Below are 20,220 nucleotides of genomic sequence, written 5' to 3'. Positions count from 1 at the left end.
TGTAGCACAAGCACGCATCGCGCCGCGCCGGACCTTCGTCGAGTCCGCGCCCAATGTAGGATAGCCGTCCCGGCTGTCCACCACGCCGCAAGATGCGCCAGGATCGCGGGCATTTCCGCGCCAACGTGAGCCCACCTCCAGAAGTGCCCCTGCCCCCACCAAAACCACCGCGAAAAGACAGTGGCACAGGCGTCCCGCCTGTGTTCTGCGCCGCAAGGCGCAAAAGATCTCAAACATTCCGCCCCCAATGTAGGATAGCCGTCCCGGCTGTCCACCGCGCCATTCTTGACCGAGACATGCATTCACACCGGTGGGTGCTTCATTCCGCTAACGCGTAACTGCCATTGTTGATTGAGAAACCCGGATCGCGGACAGGAGTGTTTGCGTCCCTCTGCGGCGACATATCCGCCAGGCCGGAACTGCATTGGTTGCTTTTTGCGGGCGGTTTACTTAGTCTATGGACGGGCCATGCGGGAACCGCGAACGCCGTGGTTGCACACGGGCCCCCAAATGCAGGGATGGGTTCCAATCAACAACCAGGGAGCTTCGCGCCATGCCCGAAGTGGATGAAGATCGTTTTGACAGATTTACCCGGGAGGAGCGCTTCGACAAGGCGCGGGCGCTGGGCCTCGGCCCGATCGATTTCCAGCATTTGCTGTGGGTCGACGCGATGGACCGAGAGAAGAGTTCCCTCCGCAAGCTGTTCGAAGGCGAAGACGGCAAGGACCGCCGGACGTTCGGGGAGTTCCGGGTCGCGCTGAACCACCAGTTCATCAGCAATCTTCCGAAGCAAAAGGTGGCGAAGGGCCAGTATTCCGAGGAGCTGAACCAGCTCTGCACGCTGCTGGTGAAGCGCCCCGCGAAGCCCGGCCACAATCTCGATCGCGTGATAGAGGGCCTCAACGCCAAGATGAAGACGAAGGACCAGATCGAGTGGGACGATCTGCTTGCGGGCATCATCGATTACCGCACCCACGCCATCGATTCCTTCCTGGCTTCGGATTTCGGCCTCACCAGCTCGATCCTCGATGGGGACCGCAAGATTCCGGTGGGCGCGGTGAGCCGGGAGACGGCGGCGGCCCATTCCATTGAGGCGCTGAAGACGTATGGATACGACCTCACCGCGAAGGCGGCGGGCGGCGGCGTGGAGGAGGTCATCGGGCGCGCGGACGAGATCCGCCGCCTGTCCAGCATTCTCCTCAAGAAGGAGGCGAACAACCCGATCCTCCTGGGCGAGCCCGGCGTGGGCAAGACGAAGATCGTCGAGGGCCTGGCGCTCGATATCGTCAAGGACCGCGTCCCGGAGCGCCTCAAGGGCAAGAAGATCATCAGCCTCGACCTGGGCCTCATCATGGCGGGCTCGAAGTACCGCGGCGAATTTGAGCAGCGCCTCACGGCGGTGCTCCGCGAACTCCAAGACGCCAAGGGCGCGGTGATCCTGTTCATCGACGAAATACACCAGCTTGTCGGCCTTGGCGAGACCGGCGAGAGCGGCGGCATGGACGCAGCCAACCTGATGAAGCCGGCCCTGGCGCGTGGCGAGTTGTGGTGCATCGGCGCGACGACGTTTGCGGAGTTCCGGGCCATCGAGAAAGATGGCGCGCTCCGCCGCCGCTTCAGCCCGGTCATCGTGCCCGAGCAGAGCCCGGCGGAAGTGGCCGAGATCCTCAAGCGCGTGCGGCCGGTCTACGGCAAGCACCACACGGTGGAATACACCGATGAATCGCTCAGCCGCGTGAACACGCTCGCGCGGCGCTACATCGGCGAAGTGCGCTCGCCCGCGCGCGAACTCGGCATCCTCGACGAGGCCGGCGCGATGGTCATTCTCAACCACGTCAGCGCCGACCACGAGCCCGGCTACCAGCCACCCGTGACCGGCGCGCACGTCGCGCAGGCCGTTTCCGAGCGCGCGAACATCCCGGTGGAAAACATGTCCGAGGACCAGCGCAACAAGCTCCTGCAACTGGAGGAAAACCTCGCCAGCCGCGTATTCGGCCAGCCCGAACCTATCAAGGCGGTCGTAAAGACGATGAAACGCGCCTTTGTGGGCCTGACCCCGCCGAAACAACCCCAGGCCGTGTTCCTGTTTGCGGGTCCCTCCGGCGTAGGCAAGACCGAACTCGCCAAGGCCATCGCGGCGGACTGGTACGGCAGCGAAGAGGCCCTGATCCGCATTGACCTGTCCGAGTACGGCACGGAAACCGCGCGCAACCGCCTGATCGGATCCGATCGCGGCTACCAGGGCGCGGAAGAGGGCGGCATGCTGACGGAGGCGGTGCGGCGCAAGCCCTACTCGCTGGTACTGCTCGACGAATTCGAGAAGGCGCACCCCAACATCTGGCGCATCTTCCTCCAGCTTTTCGACGAAGCGCGCCTGACGGATTCGATGGGCCGCAATATCGACTTCCAGAACACGGTGATTGTGATTACCACGAACGTCGGCGCGGCGCTCCTCGCGCAGCTCGGCGAAATGCGGCACCGCATCACGGGATGGCTGGAGGCCAATCCCGAGGCGGAACCCGAAGTTCAGAACCAGGCGGTGAAATCGATTCTTCAGGAAATCGTCTCCAGCACGCCCAATCTTACGCCCCAGACCTTTGGCATTTTGCAGGACGAAGCGAACCGCCTGCTGGAAGGCGAGGACGCGGACGAAGCGCCCTCGGCGGAGGAAATCGTGAAGCAGGCGATGCTCGCCGTGCCCGGCCTGCCGCCGGAACTCTTCGGGCGCATGGGCCGCCCGCTGGTGTTTGGATCGCTCGGGATGAAGGAGCAGTCCAGCATCCTCAACAAGCTGCTGCGCGACCTGTGCGAGCGCGTGGCCCTGGCGCGCAAGATCATCCTGCCGCCGGACCGCGGCGAGTGCAACACCTGGTTCACGGTAACGGTTGCGGACGATGGCGTGCGCACCGCGATCTGCCAGGCGCCCGAGTCCAGCGAACCGCTGGTTTCCATCACGCTGAGCGCGGATGTCTGCGAATACCTCGTCGAGAACGGCTTTGACACGCTCCTCGGCGCGCGTCCCCTGCGCACGCTGTTTGTCGAGAATATCGAGGACGCCGTGTCGGACCAGCTGCTCCGCATTGGCAAGGACGATCCAGCGATCATCACCGTGACCGAGATCGGCCCCTGAGCCAGGGTTAGAGACGCACCAATGCGCGGGAGTTCGAGGCATCGCGTTCGGGAGCAGTCTTGATATCGCCGATGGTTTTCCAGCGCGATGGAGCGGGCCTTCAGCCCTCAATACCGATTGATTCCTTTGCCTGGGCCGATGGCCCAGGCTGGTTTGAAACCGGCCGTCGGCCCTGAATGTCGTTTCTTCAGCGCCGAAGGCGCCGATCATACCAGCCTGGGCCGCAGGCCCAGGCAGAATGACGACGATTTCGGCCAGGGCTGAAGGCCCGTATCATGGCGGGTTTCCGGCGAACCGAAAAAACGAGACTTTGACTACTTCTCCCCTGTTTGGGCGCGGTAATATCAGGACTTCACCATCGCCTTCGAACTCCCGCGATTTTTTCGGGCGCCGCGCACTTGCCAACGCCGCCCGCAGCTTGCATAATCGAAGGCCGCCGCGACCACACCGGTAGCGGCGCCAACGGAAGGATGAGGACCCCACACCATGCATTACCCCACGATTCTACGGGCGGCGCTTTTCGCCGCCCTGGCCCTGGCCCCTGCGCTCGCCCGGGCCGAGGTCCGCGAGGTCACTGAGCCTATCGCCCTGTTCAACGGCCAGGACTTGACGAACTGGTACACCTTTCTTCAGGAACACGGCGTGAACAACGATCCCAACGGCGTGTTTACGGTCCAGGACGGCATGATCCGGATTTCCGGCGAGGACTGGGGCTGCATCACGACCCACGATTCCTTCGATCGCTACAAGGCCATAGTCGAGTTCAAGTGGGGCGAGAAAACCTGGGGCAAGCGCGAGAAGGCCACACGCGACAGCGGCTTCCTGGTCCACAGCGTGGGCGAAGATGGCGGGTACAGCGGCATCTGGAAGCACTCCATCGAGGTGCAGATGATCGAGGGGGGCACGGGCGACTTTATCGTGGTCGGCGACGGCACGGACGCCTTCTCGCTCACCGCGAACGTCGCGAAGGAAAAGCAGGGCGGCAGCCACATCTACAAGACCAAGGGCCAGCCGGTCACGATCAACAGCGGGCGCATCAACTGGTGGGGGCGCTCCCCCGACTGGGAGGACGTGTTGGGATTCCGCGGGGAACACGACGCCGAGACGCCGGTGGGTGAATGGAACACGCTCGAAGTCATCGTCGATCGCGGGGCGATCCAGGTTTTCCTCAACGGCATTCATGTAAACGAATCCATCGACACGACCCCCACCAGCGGCCAGCTTCAGATCCAGTCCGAGGGCGCGGAACTCTTCGTGCGGCGCGTTGATTTGCTTCCGCTGGAGCAACACGGCGCGCGCTCGCGAAACGCGGTCAACCCGGCGGCGGTGGCGGCGATCGCCAATGGCGCGAAGGACTTCGCGAATGCGGCCTGGTGGGGCTTTGACCCGGAAGACGCAACGGCGGCGGTCCAGTCGGCGATCGATTCCGGCGCGAAGAAGGTCCTGATTCCGTTTGTGGGCAAACCGTGGATCGTGCGGCCGATCACGCTCCGAGGCGACCTGGAGCTGGAGTTCGAGCCGGGCGTGCTGCTGCTCGCGAAGCGCGGCGAGTTCAAGGGCGGCGGCGACTCGCTGCTGGCGGCGCACAACGCGGAGAACCTGACGATCCGAGGCTATGGGGCGACACTGCGCATGTGGAAGAAGGACTACCAGGACCCCGCGCAGTACACCAAAGCGGAGTGGCGCATGGGCATCCGGCTCATGGGCTGCAAGAACGTGCTGATCGAGGGGCTCCGCGTGGAGTCTTCCGGCGGCGACGGCATCTACATCGACGGCGGCGGCGACCGGCGCTGGGGCGAGAACATCACGGTGCGCGATGTGGTGTGCGATGACAACCACCGCCAGGGGATGAGCGTGATCAGCGCGCAGAACCTGCTGATCGAGAATTGCACCTTCTCCAACACGGGCGGCACGGCGCCGGAAGCGGGCATCGATTTCGAGCCGGACAGCTCGGACCAGCGCTTCGTCAACTGTGTGGTGCGCAATTCCGTTTTCGAGAACAACGCCGGCCACCAGATCCTGATTTACCTGAACCCGATGACCATCGAAAGCGAATCCGTGAGCATCCGCTTCGAGAATTGCGTCTCGCGGATGGGCAAGTCCGGCATGACGCTCGACGATTTCCAGGATATGGGCCAGACCGGATGGGCGGGGATGGCCATCGGCACGGCGAACGACAACGGGCCGGCGGGGACCATCGAATTCGTGGATTGCACGACGGAGAACACCGGCAAGGAGGGCGTGAAGGTGTTTGACGTGTCGGCGCTGAGCGTGGATGTGAAGTTTACGCGCTGCACCTGGGCGAACCCGTGGGTCTCCGCGTTTCGCGATTACGGCGGGCCGCGCGTGCCGGTGCTGATCCATGCGCGCCGCCCCAGCCTCGTCGCGCGCACCGGCGGCGTGCATTTCGAGGACTGCGAGGTCTACGATTGGGCATATCGCCCGGCGCTCCAGTTCTACGAGGACCACAGCGACAACGGCTTTTACAATATCAGCGGCCAGATCACGGTGCACAGCCCCCACGGGGCGATGGCGCTGTTGGGCGATGAAGACAAGCTGCATGATGTGACGCTGAAGGTGGTGGGGGCAGGTGAGAATTGACCGTTGACAGTTGACCGTTGGCAGCTGGACAAGGCGGAAGTTTAGTCGTCCACGTTGTCCACCCCGCCCATGAAACCAGGACGGGCGCGCTTGACCGACAACGCGCGCAAGAGATCAAATTCAACCCCGATGGAGCGCCGGCATCCGTGCCGGCCCGTGCGTGCCCGTGGCGCGCAATAAGGAACGACGAAAATGATGAAGTACGCCGCCCGAGTCAATGGCTTCTTCCTGGCGCTCGCCCTGTTTGCGCTGCCTGCCGCGGCGGAGTTCAGGCTCGCCCCGTTTACCGCCGACGTAACGGTCCCCCTGGGTCACCCCGGGATGGGCGGCGGCGTCGAGCCGGCCAAAGAGATCGTCGACCCGCTTTACGCGAAGGGCGTGGTGCTGCTTGGCGCGGATCAGCCCATCGTTTTCCTCTCCATCGACTGGTGCGAGATCCGCAATGACGCCTACGACCGCTGGCGCGAGGTCCTCGCGGAGGCCGCGGGCACGGCGAAAGAGCGCGTGCTCCTCGCGGCCATCCACCAGCACGACGCGCCCGTGGCCGATCTGAACGCGCAGAAACTGCTGGACGAGGTCGGCCTGGAAAAGAGCCTGGTTTTCCCCGGCTTTCACGAGGAGGCGGTCCAGCGCACGGCGGAAGCGCTTCGGGACGCGCTCCCCCTCGCCCAGCCGGTCACCCACTACGCGATCGGCGTGGCGCAGGTCATGGAGATCACCTCCAACCGGCGCGCGGTGCATCCCGACGGCACGATCAACTTCGGGCGCGGCAGCGCAAGCCCGGCGAACCTCCAGGAACTGCCCATCGACCTCGTGGACCCCTGGCTGCGGAGCCTGAGCTTCTGGAACGGCGATCAGCCGGTCGCGGTGCTCAGCAGCTACTCCGTCCACCCCATGAGCCACTACGGCAAGGGCTACGTCAGCGCGGATTTCCCCGGCATGGCGCGGGCCATGCGCGAGGCGGACCTGCCGGGGGTGCACCAGATGTACTTCTCCGGGTGCAGCGGCGACGTGACCGCCGGGAAGTTCAACGATGGAAGCCCCGAAAACCGGCCGGTGCTGGCAAAGAAGCTTCACGCCGGGATGAAGGCCGCATTCGAAGCCGCCGAGAGGTTCCCCCTGGAAAAGGCCGCTTTCCGGAGCGCCCCGCTTTTCCTGCCGCCGCGCAGTTCCGAAGGCTTTTCCGAGGAGGAGCTCCGGGCCACGCTGAACGACCCCGGCGAGAAGCCCTTCGCGCGAAACATGGCCGCCATGGGCCTGAGCTGGCGCATGCGCTGCGAGAAAGGCATTCCCATCGACATCTGCGCGGTCGACTTCGGCCGCGCGGTCTTCCTGCTCATGCCCGCCGAGTCCTTCGTGCAGTACCAGATCACCGCGCAGGGCATGCGCCCCGACGCGCAGGTCGTGATCGCTGGCTACGGCGAAAGCGCGCCGGGCTACATCCCCTCCGCCGCCGCCACCGACGACGGCTTCAACACGCACCACACCTGGCTCTGGGTGGATGAGGCGGTGGAGCCGCTGATGAACCTGGCGGTGCAGAAAGTGCTCATCCCCGAAGTTGCCCCGTAGGGACCGCGCGGACACATGGCGCCAAATCAAAGAAGGTGGGTCAACGTTTCAACGCGCTGGCGCCATTCAGCAAGGAAAACGCCAACGTCCGGGGCTGTACCATTGTTGGCCAGGCGCGCGATAGCGTACAGCTCCGTTCCGACACGTGGAGGATGCAACGGGTAGCAGGAGAACAATGGTTTTACTTGCGCCGGGAGTTGGCCGAATGTGGTAGAAATGAATTAGACTGAAGGCAAGGAGTTTGATTCAAGATGAAATCGATCACCATCAGCGCCGACGAGCGCCTCATCAATGCCGCTGAAGCCCGCGCGCGCCTGGAGCGGACCACGCTGGACGAGCAGTTTCGGCGCTGGCTGGCGTCCTATGCCCAACAAGTTGACGGCGCGAAGGATGCGATGGCTGTAGTGGCCGATCTGCAGGGAAAACTGCGGACCGGAGGCCGCACGTTCACCCGGGACGAGAGAAATGCCCGTTGATTTCATCGACTCAAACGTACTCCTCTATCTGTTTGACGAGACCAACGGCGCGAAGCGCGAAATCGCCGAACGCGTCTTGACCAGCGCGCTGCTTGAGAAAAGCGGGATTATCAGCTTTCAAGTGGTTCAGGAGACGCTCAACGTACTATCCACGAAATTGCCCGAGCCCGCAAGCGCCGAGGATACCGAGCGATTTCTGGAAAAGGTCCTGCTCCCGCTCTGGCGAGTGATGCCGAGTGCTGGACTCTACCGTGAAACGCTGCGTACGCAGGACCGCTACAAGTACCACTTCTACGACGCGCTCATCATCGCGGCGGCGCGGGAAGCCGGGGCGGCGAGGTTGCTGACCGAGGACCTGCAAGACGGCCAGAAAATCGAAGGGCTGGAAATCGTGAATCCCTTTCGCGCGGGATGCGACCCGATTTGAGCGTTGCCCTCACGGAATCCAGCATACCCATGGCCACGTCCCGCCGCCGGTATGCAATCACGATACGGCCAACGTCCGGGGCTGTCCCGTTGTTGGCCAGGCGCGCCGCGCCTACGCCGCGCCAATCCGTTCCACGTGGATCTTGTCCTCGTGTTTCCGGGCCTGGGCGAGGGCATGCGCCGCCTGCAGCCGCATCCAGTGGTCGGCGGTCGACCAGCCCGCCTTTTCCAGCCGGATGGCCATCTCCGCCGAAATGCCCGCGTGGCCGTTGATTACGCGCGAGAGCGTATGCCGCGCAATCCCAAGCTTTTTCGCGGCTTCCGTGACGCTCATGCCCAGCGCGTCCAGGCAGCCGTCCTTAATCGTATGCCCGGGGTGGGGTAGAGTCATTTTCATCATGTTAAATTGCGCCTTTCCTAATGGGTATCACTTTAGCCGAACGAAGTACAGTGGCCAAACCAGAGCGACTTGCTGAATAAAGGCTACGCGCAATTATGGAGCGCCGGCGGCCCGCCGGCAGATTGCGCCCCCGGCGCAATACAGCGTTCTGGAAATGCTACCGTCGCATTAGAAGCCGCGTGTCGTCGGAGGACTCCGGCAACGTATTCTTGCACCTTCGGTGCAATGCCGGCGGGCCGCCGGCGCTCCATACACACCGGCTCCATTGGTAAAAACACATACTGTTCCGCACTTCAGACCGCTAAAGTGTTACCCTAATGGTAATCCACCAAGTCGAGATCGAAGGCATGGCCGCCGTCCTCAAGCCGAAGAACGAATGCGCCGCCGACTTGCGTACACTATCATACACCAGTATCCCCTCTGATCGCCGCGCAAGGGGCGCAATCGGCATCCTGGGACTTTGAGAACCTACGGGAGACGGCGAAGCGGACGATGACTCGGGCGACTATGAAGATGTTGTGGAAGTAGAAGTCCTGCCGGGACAGACCGTGGCGGTTCGGCTGGATTGCAAATCCTCCTGAAACGCGATGTCGCCACGCGGCGCACGGGACAGGCGCCCTGGTTATCCTTGCAAATCTTCCACGGCGTGGATGATTTACAAGGAAAACGCGGAAAATCGTTCCACATCGGAATGCCGCACGTCGCAATCCCCCCCTTCAACGCCGCCGCAGCACCGCGTACTGAAACAGGCCGCGCCCCATACCCGCGCGGACGAGCGCATCGATCCCGCGCACGAAGGCCGGGGGACCGGCGGGCAGGGCGAGGAATTTACGGTGCTCGAGGGTATCGAAGGCCTCCCTGGAGAGTTCCGCGAGCTCCCGGGCGCCGAGGAAGCGGTGCGGGCCTTCGGGGAGCTTGAGGCGGAGGCGTTCGAGCAGCGCCAGGAGCCGCGCGGCGTCGCCGTTGGGGGTGACGATCAACAGCAGCCCGCCGGGGGCCAGTACGCGCGCGGATTCGGCGATGAAAACGGCGGGATCGGGGACGTGCTCGATGACGTTGATCGAGAAGACGCCATCGAAGGCGCCGGTTGCGAAGGGGAGCGCGGCGCCGTCGGCCACGGCGCGCGGGAGGTCGGGCAACGCGTTTCGGGCGGCGAGCATGGGCCAGGAAAGGTCACACGCGACGGCCCGCGGCGCGCCCGCAAGCCCCGCGCGTGGGCTGGAGCCCGCGCCGATCTCCAGCACGCGGCGGCGCCCGGCGAATGTGCGGCGGATCAGGTCTTCGTAGGCGCGGCCACACGCGCGGTTCGCCCGGCGATCATAGTCGCGGGCGAGCGCGGCGTAATGCGCTCGAACGCCCGCGCTGTCCGGGCCGCCGCCGGTCATTCCGCTTCGATGTCCGCCGCGCAGGCGAGGGCCTTGACGATGTGGCCGGATTGCGTGCGGTCTTCCGGGTAGAGAAAGGTGGAATCGAGCAGGCGCAGGCCCTTGAGCGGGGCTATCTGGTCGGGCAGCATGTCCTGGAAACCCGCCGGGCAGATGGCCTGCGCATAGGGCGTGCGCGCGACATGGCTGTCGAGCAGATCGCCGTCCTCCAGGGCGGGATTCATCCGTTTCAGCGCCGCCCAGGATTGCGCGACGGCCTCGGCGTCCGGGAGGCTGTAGATGGGCCGGTCGGTGGCGGCGTAGTAGGGCACGTAGACGAGATGGCCGCCGAGTCCCGGCATGGGGTTCAGGTTGGTGTATTCGATGATGCCGTTGAAGGGGATGCGCGGGTCGTGCACGTTGTACCAGAAATGGCGCGAGACGGGCCGGCGCAGTTTCAGCGCCACGCAGACCACGCCGATGTAGTCGATGCGCGAGAGTGCGGCGGCGTATTCCTCCCAGCCCGCGGGCAGGAGCCCCGCGAGCACGGGCAGCGGCACGGTGGATATGACGCGGTCGCACGCGTGGTCCGGATGGCCGTCGAAGGCGAGCCCGGAAACGCGGTCGCCCTCCGCGAGGATGCGCTTCACCGGGCGACCGGTGTGCAGCCGGACGCCTTCAGCTTCCAGGCGCGCGACCAGCGTGTCGAGGAGGCGGCGCGTCCCGCCTTCCAGGTAGCCCATCTGGTTGCGCGACCGCGCCACGCGGTGCACGCGATGCGCGATCCACGCCGCGGAGATCCGGTCGTGGTAGTCGCCGAACTTCAGGGCCAGGAGCGGCTCCCACACCACGCGGTAGACCGTCTCGCCGAGCCGATCGATCAGCCATTGCTTCGCGGGAATGCGATCGAGCGCTTCCCAGTCCTGCCGCTTTCGGATGTCGATCGCGAATTTCCCAAGCCGCAGCCGGTCGGCCAGCGGGAATCCGGGGAAGAGCAGGAGGTCGAGCGGCTTGCAGAAGCGGAAGGGCGCGCCGTTGTAATAGAAACCGGTGGATACCTCGTCGAATCGAAGAAACGGCGAGATTTCGAGCTGCTGGCAGAACCGGAAGAAGCCGATGTCGGTGCGGCAGAGGAAATGGTAGAAATGCTCCACGGGGACACCGTCGAAATCGAAGGTCGCCAGCAGGCCGCCGGCCTCGTCCTCCCGCTGGAACACATCCACCTCGTGCCCCGCCTGCCGGAGGGCGAGAGCCGCACTCAAACCGGAGATTCCGGCGCCAATAATGCCTACGCGCATGTGTATCCTGTCCGGTTGGCGGCGTCGTGCCGGATGGCGCGGCGCCGCGTGGTTACCCGGGCGCATTCTAGAGGGGCGGGACCCGCCGAGTAAAGGCGGGCGCTTGGCGTGGCAGGGGAATTGGGCGGTTGAACGGGGGGAGGGCCTGGCAAAAGTCTCGGGCGGATTGAGAAGTGTGTAATTCTTTGGCGGAATGAAGCTGGCTTGATTCCTCGACGACACAATCCCGCGCCGCAACGGAAGTGCGGACCAATGGGAGCGCGGGCGGCCCGCCCGCACCGCGCCGAAGGCGCGAATCTAAACAGCGGTAGTCCGGATCCAATCGACTCCCCGATCAAATGTGCCCATATTGCAAACACGCCATGCACCTCCGGTGCATTGCAGGCGGGGACGCCTGCGCTCCCAGCCTTGCGCGCTCTCGTCGTAGGATCGCGGTATGAAAAGAATGGGCTGGCGCTACGTCTTACGGCTAAAGTGTTACAGAAGTGTAAGCCGTTCTCGCGTCCCGGGCGCACGCTGTGTCGGGCAAGATGCCCAACCTTCTGTTGGCGCCCGCAAGGAACGAAGCGTGAGTGAGCAGCGGTAGCGTTCACCGTCCGGAAGGAATCGTGTACAACGTACCTCCGTTTTCGGCAAGGACGGCGGGCAGGTCGAGCGCGAGATCCGGCGGCGCGATGACGTGGGTGACGCCGTAGCGCGCGCGGAGTTCCCGCCAGGCCGTGCGGTCGCGCGCCCGCCATACCTCCGTCCAGTGGGGCGGCGGCGGGGCGTCGGGATCGGGGAATGTAAATCCATAGCCGTAGAGATCCCGGTAAAGGGTGTCGATCGCCGGTCCCAGCGACGGCACATAGCTGATCAGCGAGGGCGTCACCGCCTCCGCGATGATCGGCCTGCCCGTCGTCGCCTGCACGAGGATGCTGTCGGGTGGTCCCGCGAGCAGCACATCCGCCTCCTCCGCCAGCGCCTCGCGCACGGCGGCCTGCCAGGGGGATGCCGGCAGCGGATCGCGGTAGCGGTACTGGTGCGCCAGCATGGCGGCGACGCCAACCGCGAGCGCAACGGCCACCGGCCACGGGCGGGCTGCTTCCGGCTCGGGCCACCAGCGCGCAAGCCGGTGCAGCGCGTAGCCCGCCCCCATCCCGGCCACGGCGCAGGCCGCGCCGAACTGGTGGAACGCGGCCAGCGGCGCAATGCTGAACAGCGCGATGCCCGCCGCGGTCCAGCGGCCGCGCCCTCGGACAGGCGCCAATGCGAGAAAGGCCAGGCCGTAAAGTGCAAACGCCACCGCCTCGCCCCCGGCCAGGTAGCGCTGGTGGATCGCCTCCCCAAGAAGAAGCGGCCAGAGCGGATGCAGCACGGTCACCATCGCCGCGCCCGCCAGGGCGTAGCCGCCGCGCGCGGGCCAGCGGCGCAGGATCGCGGCGGCGGCCACGGCCAGCAGTACCGGCGGAAGCTGGTTAATCAGCCTATACGGCATCCACGCGATCAGCGCAAACGGGATATCCGGGCCGAACCAGGCGTGCGCCGCCATGGTTCCCCACACCGCCGCCGCGATGAGCCCGCAATAGACCGTGAGCCAGCGGCAGGCGATCGCGAAGCCCCCGCCATCCCGCCGGCAGGCCCCGAGCCCACACAGCAGCAGCGTCCCCGCCAGCAACACGTGCCCGTTTCCCGGGGGGAAGGCGCGGTGCGGGTCGTGCAGCGCGGTGTAGCCCTTCCAGACGGCCTCCACGGCCCCCCCCGCCGCATAGGGGCCGTGTTGGGGCAGCGGCTGCACGTCCACGCGGTGAACGAGCCAGAAGAGCGCCGCGCAGGCGATCCCGGCCAGCCCCCATACGGCCAGCGGCAGCGCGGATGCGTCCGAACGCGCGCGGCGGCTGCTCCACCCCACCCAGGCGAGGTACAGCAGGAAGGTACCCGCGAGCGGCGGCCACTGGCCCACGTGCACGCAGGGCAGCAGCCCGCCCAGGAAAAAGGCGGTTCGACGCCACCCCGCCGCAAGCGCGCACAGCCCCAGCAACACGGCCCCGCCACCGATGTGGCCGTTGGAATACAGCGCCGGCCACACCATGCCCGGGTAGCTCCCGTCAAACTCCAGCAGAATCCCCTGCATCAACAACAAAGCCGCCAGCGCACCCGCGGCAACGGACCGTGAAAGCAGCAACGCGAGCAGGAATACGGGCAGCACGCTCGCCAGCACGAACAACACGTTCCGAAAAACGCACACCGGCCACGGGCCCAGTCCCCAGGAGGCCATCAGCCCGGAAAACCAGGTCTGCACGCTGAACGCGTTATGCACATAGACCGCAAGCGGGTGCCCGTCCGGGTACGCCACCAATCGGGAGAGAATCTGGGCGTGCTCCCACGTTTCGTCCCAGTGCGCACCCCGCGCCGCGGCGGCGGCGGCGGTGAACACCATGCACGCAAGTACCGCCGCGCCTGCGGCGTATCGGTCATCCGCTATCCACTTCGAACCGGGTTTTCGCACGACATCCCTCCAGGCAGGGAGTATACGAGCCCATTGCTGGGCGGGGCAAAAGCGCCCTGGGACAATACGGAACGGTAAATTGTTGACAAATTCGCCGCAAGAACCCGGATCTTTTTCAGTATGCACATCGGGAGACTGCAGTGTTGCAATACCTCTTGACAAAATCGGCCATCTGCCCTATAACAAACAACAGCCCGTAGCAGTGGTTTTATCGAATTGGGAGGCTTCCGGCTTTTGTGCGGAAGTCCCCCGACATTGAGGCAGGCGGTCCCGATTCAGGCGGGCGCAACGGGGGAAAGGAGGCAGGCGGCAAATTGGTAGATGTTGGATGGTCGTAGTTTTCTGTAGTACCCAATAATGGAAGTCTATTCATCACAACGTATTCTACGCAATACAAGAGGAAGGGTTTTTCGTTATGAGAAGAAAGAAGGGCTTTACGCTCATCGAATTGCTGGTTGTTATCGCCATCATCGGCATTCTCGCGGCGATACTGCTCCCGGCGCTTGCCCGCGCCCGGGAAGCGGCGCGCCGCGCGAGCTGCCAGAATAACCTCAAGCAGCATGGCATTGTCTTCAAAATGTTCGCGAACGAGAGCCAGGGCGAAGTGTTCCCCCGCCGCGGCACGCGCTACTGGAAAAGCCCTCCCGGTACGGGCGCGGGCAACGCCGATCTCGAGCGCGCCTACGAATTGGAAGAGCTCTATCCGGAGTATCTTACCGATCTCGAAATCCAGTTCTGCCCCTCAGACAGTGACCGTAACACGTTTACGGGCGAGGGCTGGGTCTGGAGAACTCGGATGCAGCGGACGATCGCCCCGGGCTGGGACACGACGGACGATCCGTACATGAAAGGGAAGATTTCGGTTGATGCGGGCGGCACGGCTTGCGACCCGTCGGTTTTCGATCCGGGCCTGAATTGTTACTACCACGGCGGCTATTGGTCCTACAACTACTGGGGCTATTTCATTGACGGCGGCTGGTTTGTCACGGCGGAAGATTTCTTCGAATTCTTCCGGAACGCGCCCCAGGGCCTGGACCAGCGGACGCTCGGCGGACAAGGCCGGGGACTGTGGTCCAACCGCGAGCAGCCCGCAACGGTATTCCTGCCAGGCGCCAATAGGACGGTAACGGCGCAGCGCCTGCGCGAAGGCGTGGAACGGTTCGCCATTACGGACATCAACAATCCAGGCGCCAGCGCCAAGGCCCAGACGGAAGCCGCGGTGCTCTGGGACAACTCCTACACCAACGATGGCGCGCTGACCGTCGAAGGTAGCTTTAACCATGTCCCTGGCGGCGGTAATGTCCTTTTCATGGACGGCCATGTCGAATGGGTCAAGTACCCGCAGCCGACAGGAAGCAAGGGCTACATGTTTACGACGGCGGCGCACCAGGATGGGTACCCATTCTCGCCGTGAGGTTGTGCGCGCGCGCATGGGCGGGCTCGGGATAGCCCGACAGCCAACGCAGTTTCCCGGGGAGGGCCGTTACAATCGGCCCTCCCCATTGCGACGCAACGTCTGCCCAGACCTTTAGCGCGCCTGGCGGCTCACCGGGCTGATGGCGTCTGGCTGAAATCTCCGGAAGCGCACATCCCGTTGCCGCGGAACTTTCGCGTTCGATTGGCCAGACGCGAACTTGAGTGAAATTCGCGATACGGCGCCACCACACAAAGGATAGACAAGGCATGGTTCGAGAAATGACGATTCTGGGGCTACTGGCGCTCCTCCTTGTAAGCGCAGGCTGTACGAAGGCGGCGCTTCCCGCCGATCCGGGACTTACCGGCGACTTGCGCGAGATGTTCAGCGCAGCGATTCTGAAAAATGACGTGGCGACCGTCGAGCAGCTGCTGGCGCAGCAACCGTTACTGGCGTCCGCGCCAAATCCCGGCACAAGCTATGCTCCCCTCCACCTGGCGGCCCAAACGAAGAATTCCCGAATCATTCAAATACTGCTCGACAACGGAGCGGACAAGTACATGCAGAATGACGAAGGCGAGTACCCCTATGACGTGGCCGTGCGGAACGGGGCGAGCGAGAGTCTTCTCGAACTCTTGAAGTAGTATTGCATCGGGACGTGTGGGGACGATGCTGGAGTCCGTGCTTATTACACCCCGATTGCGAACAAAGACCTTGCTGCGATCATGCATCCAGCGCGGCCCCGGCTTGCCCGGCGACGGACGCAACGTAGCGCCAGGGGTCATCGGCGGCTTGCGTGACGGCTTCGCGCAGGGGGCGGGCGATCTCCCCGAGCTGGCGGATCGCCGCGATCGCATACAGCCGCTCGGCCTGGGCGCCGCCCGACAGCACGGCCTCCAGCACGGGCAGGCCCTCGCCGGCCAGGCCCCAGTCGCACATGGCGTGCGCCGCGGCCACGCGCACCGCCGCGTTTTCGTCGCCCAGGAGCGACCGCACAGCATCGATCCAGTCGGCGCCGGCCTCCGGAGCGGCAATCCGGTGCTGGCAGACGATGGCCCAGTAGCGCATCGCGGCTTCCGGGTGATCCAGGGCGTCGAGATATGCGCTCGTGGACGTATCCGCCCGGAAATCCAGCGCGCGGAGTTCGCGCAATTCCGAAAGCAGCCGCTCGCGCGGGCCGGATTCCTTCCAAAAAGTATGGGGCCCACTTTCGGCCAGGTGGGTGACTTCGTCGCCCGAACGCGCGGCCGGGCTGTCCTCGAATCCAATGCGGTTGGCCACCGCCGTCAGGGCACGCCCCGCGCGGGATGGAATGGGGCCCGTATACAGGCGCCACTCCTTCTCCGGCATGTCGTCCCAGCGGTAGTTGATGGACGCGCCCGGCGTCGGGCAGCTAAGCACCCAGCGCCCGCCCTCCTCACGGCTCAAGGGCGCCGCGCAGGTTTCGGCCCCGCCACCGGGCCATTTCCACGCGTCCAGGATGGGTTCGGGCACGAGGCCGAGGTCGCCCGTGGACGCCATCCACGCCTCGTGCGCGTTCCGGAGACGCGCGAGCGTGTCCGCGTAGCGCGGGTCGCCCGCCAGGTTGTTCAACTCATGCGGGTCGGCCTCCACGTCGTAGAGCTCCTCCAGCGGCTTGCGCGGCGCGAACCAGTGCGCCTGATCCGCCGTCAGTTCACCGGCCGCGTGCAGGCGCCTCAGCTCCTGCGCCATGGGCATTTCGTCCATATAGTCGATCCGCTGAGCCCGCGTCACATACGGCATGTAGTTGCGGAAATACCGGTATTGCCCGTCCCGCACGGTGCGTATGATGTCGTAGGCCTCGTCCATGCGATCGCGGGCGCCATACACGTAGTCGCGGGGCGGGCCGGCGGCGCGGCCCAGGAAGGCCTGCCCCTGCATGGGTTCGGGAATGGGGACGCCGGCGAGCGAGAGCATGGTCGGCGCGAAGTCCACAAAGCTCACGAGATCGCCGTTCTCGCCGGGCGCGAGCGATTCCGGGGCCTCCGGGCGCACCCAGGCCCGATACTTCTCCGGCACGCGTACCAGCAGCGGAACGCGCGTGCCCGATTCGTAGAGCCAGCGCTTGCACCGGGTCAACCCGCGCCCGTGATCCCCCCAGAACCAGACGATGGTGTCCTCGGCGAGCCCGGCTTCGTCGAGTTCCCGAAGGATTTCGCCGGCCTCCATGTCCATCAGGCTGACCACATCGTAATACTGCGCCCAGTCCGCGCGCGTGCCCGGCGTGTCCGCGTGGTAAGGCGGTACGGGCGCCCCGGCGGGATCGTGCCGGCGATCCCCGAGCGCGCCGATACGTTCCAGCAGGCGCGGATCGCGGCTCCGCACCTGGCTCTCGTGGCACACCGTCAAGTTGAACACCGCAAAAAAAGGCTGGTCCGGCGCGCGGCCTTTCCAGTGGGCCTGGCCGCTGCTCTCGTCCCACGCGCTGAGCGGCGGCTCGAACTGGTAATCGGTCTTCCGGTTGTTCGTGCAGTAATAGCCCGCCGCGCGAAGGTATTCCGGGAAACACCGAACCTCGGGCGGGGGCACGCTCTGGCAGCGCATGTGGTGGGCCCCGAATGCGGTCGGATACATCCCCGTAATGATGCCCGCGCGGCTCGGCGCGCACACGCCGGAGTGGGAATAGGCGCGGTCATAGCGGATCGCCGTTTGCGCGAAGGCGTCAAGGTGCGGCGTGGAGGCGTAGGCGTCGCCGTAGCAACCCAGATCGGGGCTGATGTCTTCCGCGCTGATCCAGAGGATATTCGGCGGGCGGACCGGGGTCTCGTCGGCGCAAGCCGGTTGCGCCAGTCCACCGGCGGCAAGAGACGCCACGCCGGCCTTCAAAAATGTGCGGCGATCCATGGAGGATTCTCCCAAATGCGTAACGGCAAGCCTGCTCCGAAAATGCATTGGCCGAACGCCTGTGCCCCGCCCGGGGGACTGCCTCCGGCTGGCAAGCGGGCCAACGTCCGATCTCAATGCGCCGATCCAGCCGGTGGCTGTACCCCCAAGAGCCGGGGGACTGCCTCCGCCTGGCAAGCGCGCCAACGTCCTATCCCAATGCCGCCGATCCAGCCGGTGGCTGTACCCCCAAAAACCCGGCTGCCTTCGGCGCCGTCAGGCGCGGGGACTCTCAAGCTCGACCTCAATGCCGCCCGCGAATCCCGCAACCAGGTTATACACCCAGCAGCCGATGGCGATGAACACAAACGAGATCGCGCCATACAAGAGCGGCGCAAACAGCATCATGACGCCGCCGATAATCCCGCCCATGACGGATTGCTGTGATCCCAGCAATCCCCCCAGGAACGTGATCACGGACATCGGAATACAAACGATCGCCGCGCCCAGGAAATACAGGATCGCCGCAACTTTCGCGGTCTGAAGTACGGCAAAACTCTTGATCTGCACCATGCTTCGCTCCCTCGCCCGAACCGGGCATCTCCGGGACGCGCCATCGGCCCCGCGTCCGGCGAGCATAGCACACCGGCCCGTGATCAGGCCCCTTTTTTTCGGCTGACGCCGCGTATTATAGTGTCTGCGGTCCTGAACTCGGAGGAAACCCGACATGCGCATCTACCGTATCGTTGCTTCTGTATTGTGCCTTATGTTCCTGGCCCGGGCCCATGCCGCCGCGGAGCCGGAGCAGGCCCCCATCGAAACCTGGAAGGGCAAGACCGTCCTCTTCTTCACGCCCCATCCCGACGACGAAACGTTCCAGTGCGGCGGGATTATCAAAATCCTCGCGGACAACGGGAACAACATTCAGATCGTGATTTACACGAACGACGACAAGGGTTCCCGCGACCTGGAAATGACGAGCGAGCAGCTGGCGCGGATCCGCCGGGCGGAGGAAGAGAAGTCCTGCGCGATCCTGGGCGTGCCGAAGGAGAACATCACGTGGCTCGGCTACGAGGACGGGAACCTGGAGTATGCCGACCCGCAGCGGCTCCGCGGCGAAGCCGCGCGCCAGATGAAGATCCACCGGCCCGACGCGGTATTCACGGTGGACCCGGGCAGCACCCACGAACGCTGGCACAAGACGGATCACCGGATGGCGGCCGTCATCACGCAGGACGCCTTCATCGCATCCGAATGGCACCTTTATTATCCCCAGCATCTGCTGGACGAGGACCTCAAGCCGTACCACGTGCCGCTGGCGTATTACTACTACACCACCGATCCGAATGTGACTGTGGACATTACGGACGTTTTTGAATACAAGGTCAAAGCATCCGCCGCGCACGTCAGCCAGTTCCCGCCCTCGGTAGACAAATACACGCCCGAGATGAGCGAGGAGGCCTACAACGCGGTGAAGGATTGGATGACAAAGCTCAGCGCGGAAAACGGGCGCATGGTGGAGAAATTCCGGCGCGTCGAGTGGCCGTAAGGCAAGAACCGCCGGAACTGCGCGAGAAGGCCGTTCAGAACGCTTCCCGCCTTGAAATCGCGCACACGGCCCCCGGGCGCGCCGCAATCTACCGGGAATGCTTCCCCGGCCCGATTCCGGGGGGCGCCGCGGGCAGGCGCGACAGGTAGCGCATGAGGAGGCCCAGCAAGGTCAAAAGGAAGCCCACGGCGATGCACGCCACGCCGCCGAGGAAGGCGCCGGCCATCCACGGCTGGCCGCCCAGGAACCAGGCGATCAGCGCGCTGGCGCTTCCGAGCACGGCCAGGGTGACGCCGAGCGTCACGTGATCCACCAGCGGCGGGCGTCCAGCCACCGGGGCCGCGCCGCACACCAGCGACTCCACCTCGGGGGGCTCGCCGGAATGCCCGGGGCCGGGCTCCGCCGCCTCCAGCAGCGCCAGCCGCACGCGGTGGTTCAGCCAGACCCGGAGCAGGTTGGCCACGACGGTGTAGGCGAGTGCTATAATGCCGGCCAGCAGCGGCAATACTATCCACAGTGTTTTCAACAGGCGCGTCCCCGTTTTCGTTTATTTGGGCGGCTAAACTTGGACACCGGGCGGGCCGCCGCCGGTTTCAGCCGGTTTCGGGGTAGTGTAGCGCGTGGAAACCGCGCACCGCACGGCGGGGTCCAAGCCAGAAGA

Annotated in this window: 14 protein-coding genes and 2 pseudogenes; 9 read left to right on the top strand and 7 right to left on the bottom strand. The window is 64.9% G+C overall.

Annotated elements, in window-relative coordinates:
• Positions 1-553 precede the first annotated feature (553 nt).
• The 5 genes from KF886_10715 to KF886_10695 all read left to right on the top strand — a co-directional run bounded on the left by KF886_10715 (position 554) and on the right by KF886_10695 (position 8,203).
• The gene (locus KF886_10715) at positions 554-3,130 is read left to right on the top strand and encodes an ATP-dependent Clp protease ATP-binding subunit (protein ID MBX3177823.1); all 2,577 of its coding nucleotides are present in this window, start codon (positions 554-556) and stop codon (positions 3,128-3,130) included.
• Between the two features lie 486 nt (positions 3,131-3,616).
• The gene (locus KF886_10710) at positions 3,617-5,731 is read left to right on the top strand and encodes a DUF1080 domain-containing protein (GenBank protein ID MBX3177822.1); all 2,115 of its coding nucleotides are present in this window, start codon (positions 3,617-3,619) and stop codon (positions 5,729-5,731) included.
• Between the two features lie 192 nt (positions 5,732-5,923).
• Complete coding sequence (locus KF886_10705) at positions 5,924-7,300, top strand: hypothetical protein (GenBank protein MBX3177821.1); 1,377 nt, start codon at positions 5,924-5,926, stop codon at positions 7,298-7,300.
• Between the two features lie 251 nt (positions 7,301-7,551).
• The gene (locus KF886_10700; protein MBX3177820.1) at positions 7,552-7,776 is read left to right on the top strand and encodes a hypothetical protein; all 225 of its coding nucleotides are present in this window, start codon (positions 7,552-7,554) and stop codon (positions 7,774-7,776) included.
• Complete coding sequence (locus KF886_10695; protein ID MBX3177819.1) at positions 7,766-8,203, top strand: PIN domain-containing protein; 438 nt, start codon at positions 7,766-7,768, stop codon at positions 8,201-8,203. Before KF886_10700 ends, KF886_10695 begins: the two co-directional genes overlap by 11 nt.
• A 111-nt stretch (positions 8,204-8,314) precedes the next feature.
• On the opposite strand, the gene KF886_10690 is transcribed toward KF886_10695, so the two are convergent.
• From KF886_10690 to KF886_10675, 4 genes are all read right to left on the bottom strand, one after another.
• Positions 8,315-8,602 (bottom strand): HigA family addiction module antidote protein, encoded by a 288-nt coding sequence (locus KF886_10690; protein MBX3177818.1) that lies wholly within the window; start codon positions 8,600-8,602, stop codon positions 8,315-8,317.
• Positions 8,603-9,318: 716 nt separating this feature from the next.
• Positions 9,319-9,987: a methyltransferase domain-containing protein gene (locus KF886_10685; GenBank protein MBX3177817.1), complete on the bottom strand. Its 669-nt coding sequence runs from the start codon at positions 9,985-9,987 to the stop codon at positions 9,319-9,321.
• Positions 9,984-11,264, bottom strand: a complete 1,281-nt coding sequence (locus tag KF886_10680) for an NAD(P)/FAD-dependent oxidoreductase (protein ID MBX3177816.1) — start codon at positions 11,262-11,264, stop codon at positions 9,984-9,986. Before KF886_10680 ends, KF886_10685 begins: the two co-directional genes overlap by 4 nt.
• 589 nt (positions 11,265-11,853) lie before the next feature.
• On the bottom strand, positions 11,854-13,752 hold the full coding sequence (locus tag KF886_10675) for a hypothetical protein (protein ID MBX3177815.1): 1,899 nt from the start codon (positions 13,750-13,752) through the stop codon (positions 11,854-11,856).
• A 415-nt stretch (positions 13,753-14,167) separates the two neighbouring features.
• Here KF886_10675 and KF886_10670 point away from each other — a divergent pair.
• The 3 genes and pseudogenes from KF886_10670 to KF886_10660 all read left to right on the top strand — a co-directional run bounded on the left by KF886_10670 (position 14,168) and on the right by KF886_10660 (position 15,810).
• Positions 14,168-14,500: pseudogene (locus tag KF886_10670) on the top strand (prepilin-type N-terminal cleavage/methylation domain-containing protein).
• A 48-nt stretch (positions 14,501-14,548) separates the two neighbouring features.
• The gene (locus tag KF886_10665; GenBank protein ID MBX3177814.1) at positions 14,549-15,166 is read left to right on the top strand and encodes a hypothetical protein; all 618 of its coding nucleotides are present in this window, start codon (positions 14,549-14,551) and stop codon (positions 15,164-15,166) included.
• Positions 15,167-15,435: 269 nt separating this feature from the next.
• Positions 15,436-15,810: an ankyrin repeat domain-containing protein gene (locus tag KF886_10660; GenBank protein ID MBX3177813.1), complete on the top strand. Its 375-nt coding sequence runs from the start codon at positions 15,436-15,438 to the stop codon at positions 15,808-15,810.
• Between the two features lie 607 nt (positions 15,811-16,417).
• On the opposite strand, the pseudogene KF886_10655 reads toward KF886_10660, so the two are convergent.
• Together KF886_10655 and KF886_10650 are read right to left on the bottom strand one after the other, a co-directional pair.
• A pseudogene (locus KF886_10655) lies at positions 16,418-18,031 on the bottom strand (sulfatase).
• Positions 18,032-18,286: 255 nt separating this feature from the next.
• Complete coding sequence (locus tag KF886_10650; protein ID MBX3177812.1) at positions 18,287-18,583, bottom strand: hypothetical protein; 297 nt, start codon at positions 18,581-18,583, stop codon at positions 18,287-18,289.
• A 154-nt stretch (positions 18,584-18,737) separates the two neighbouring features.
• On the opposite strand from KF886_10650, the gene KF886_10645 reads away from it, so the two are divergent.
• A complete protein-coding gene (locus KF886_10645) occupies positions 18,738-19,559 on the top strand; it encodes a PIG-L family deacetylase (protein MBX3177811.1) in 822 nt (273 codons plus the stop codon).
• A gap of 88 nt (positions 19,560-19,647) precedes the next feature.
• Here KF886_10645 and KF886_10640 read toward each other — a convergent pair whose 3' ends face one another.
• Positions 19,648-20,085 (bottom strand): hypothetical protein, encoded by a 438-nt coding sequence (locus KF886_10640; GenBank protein ID MBX3177810.1) that lies wholly within the window; start codon positions 20,083-20,085, stop codon positions 19,648-19,650.
• Between the last annotated feature and the right edge of the window lie 135 nt (positions 20,086-20,220).

This window comes from Candidatus Hydrogenedentota bacterium (assembly GCA_019637335.1).
In the GTDB taxonomy this organism is placed as follows: domain Bacteria; phylum Hydrogenedentota; class Hydrogenedentia; order Hydrogenedentales; family JAEUWI01; genus JAEUWI01.
This window is presented reverse-complemented; position numbering and strand designations above follow the sequence as displayed.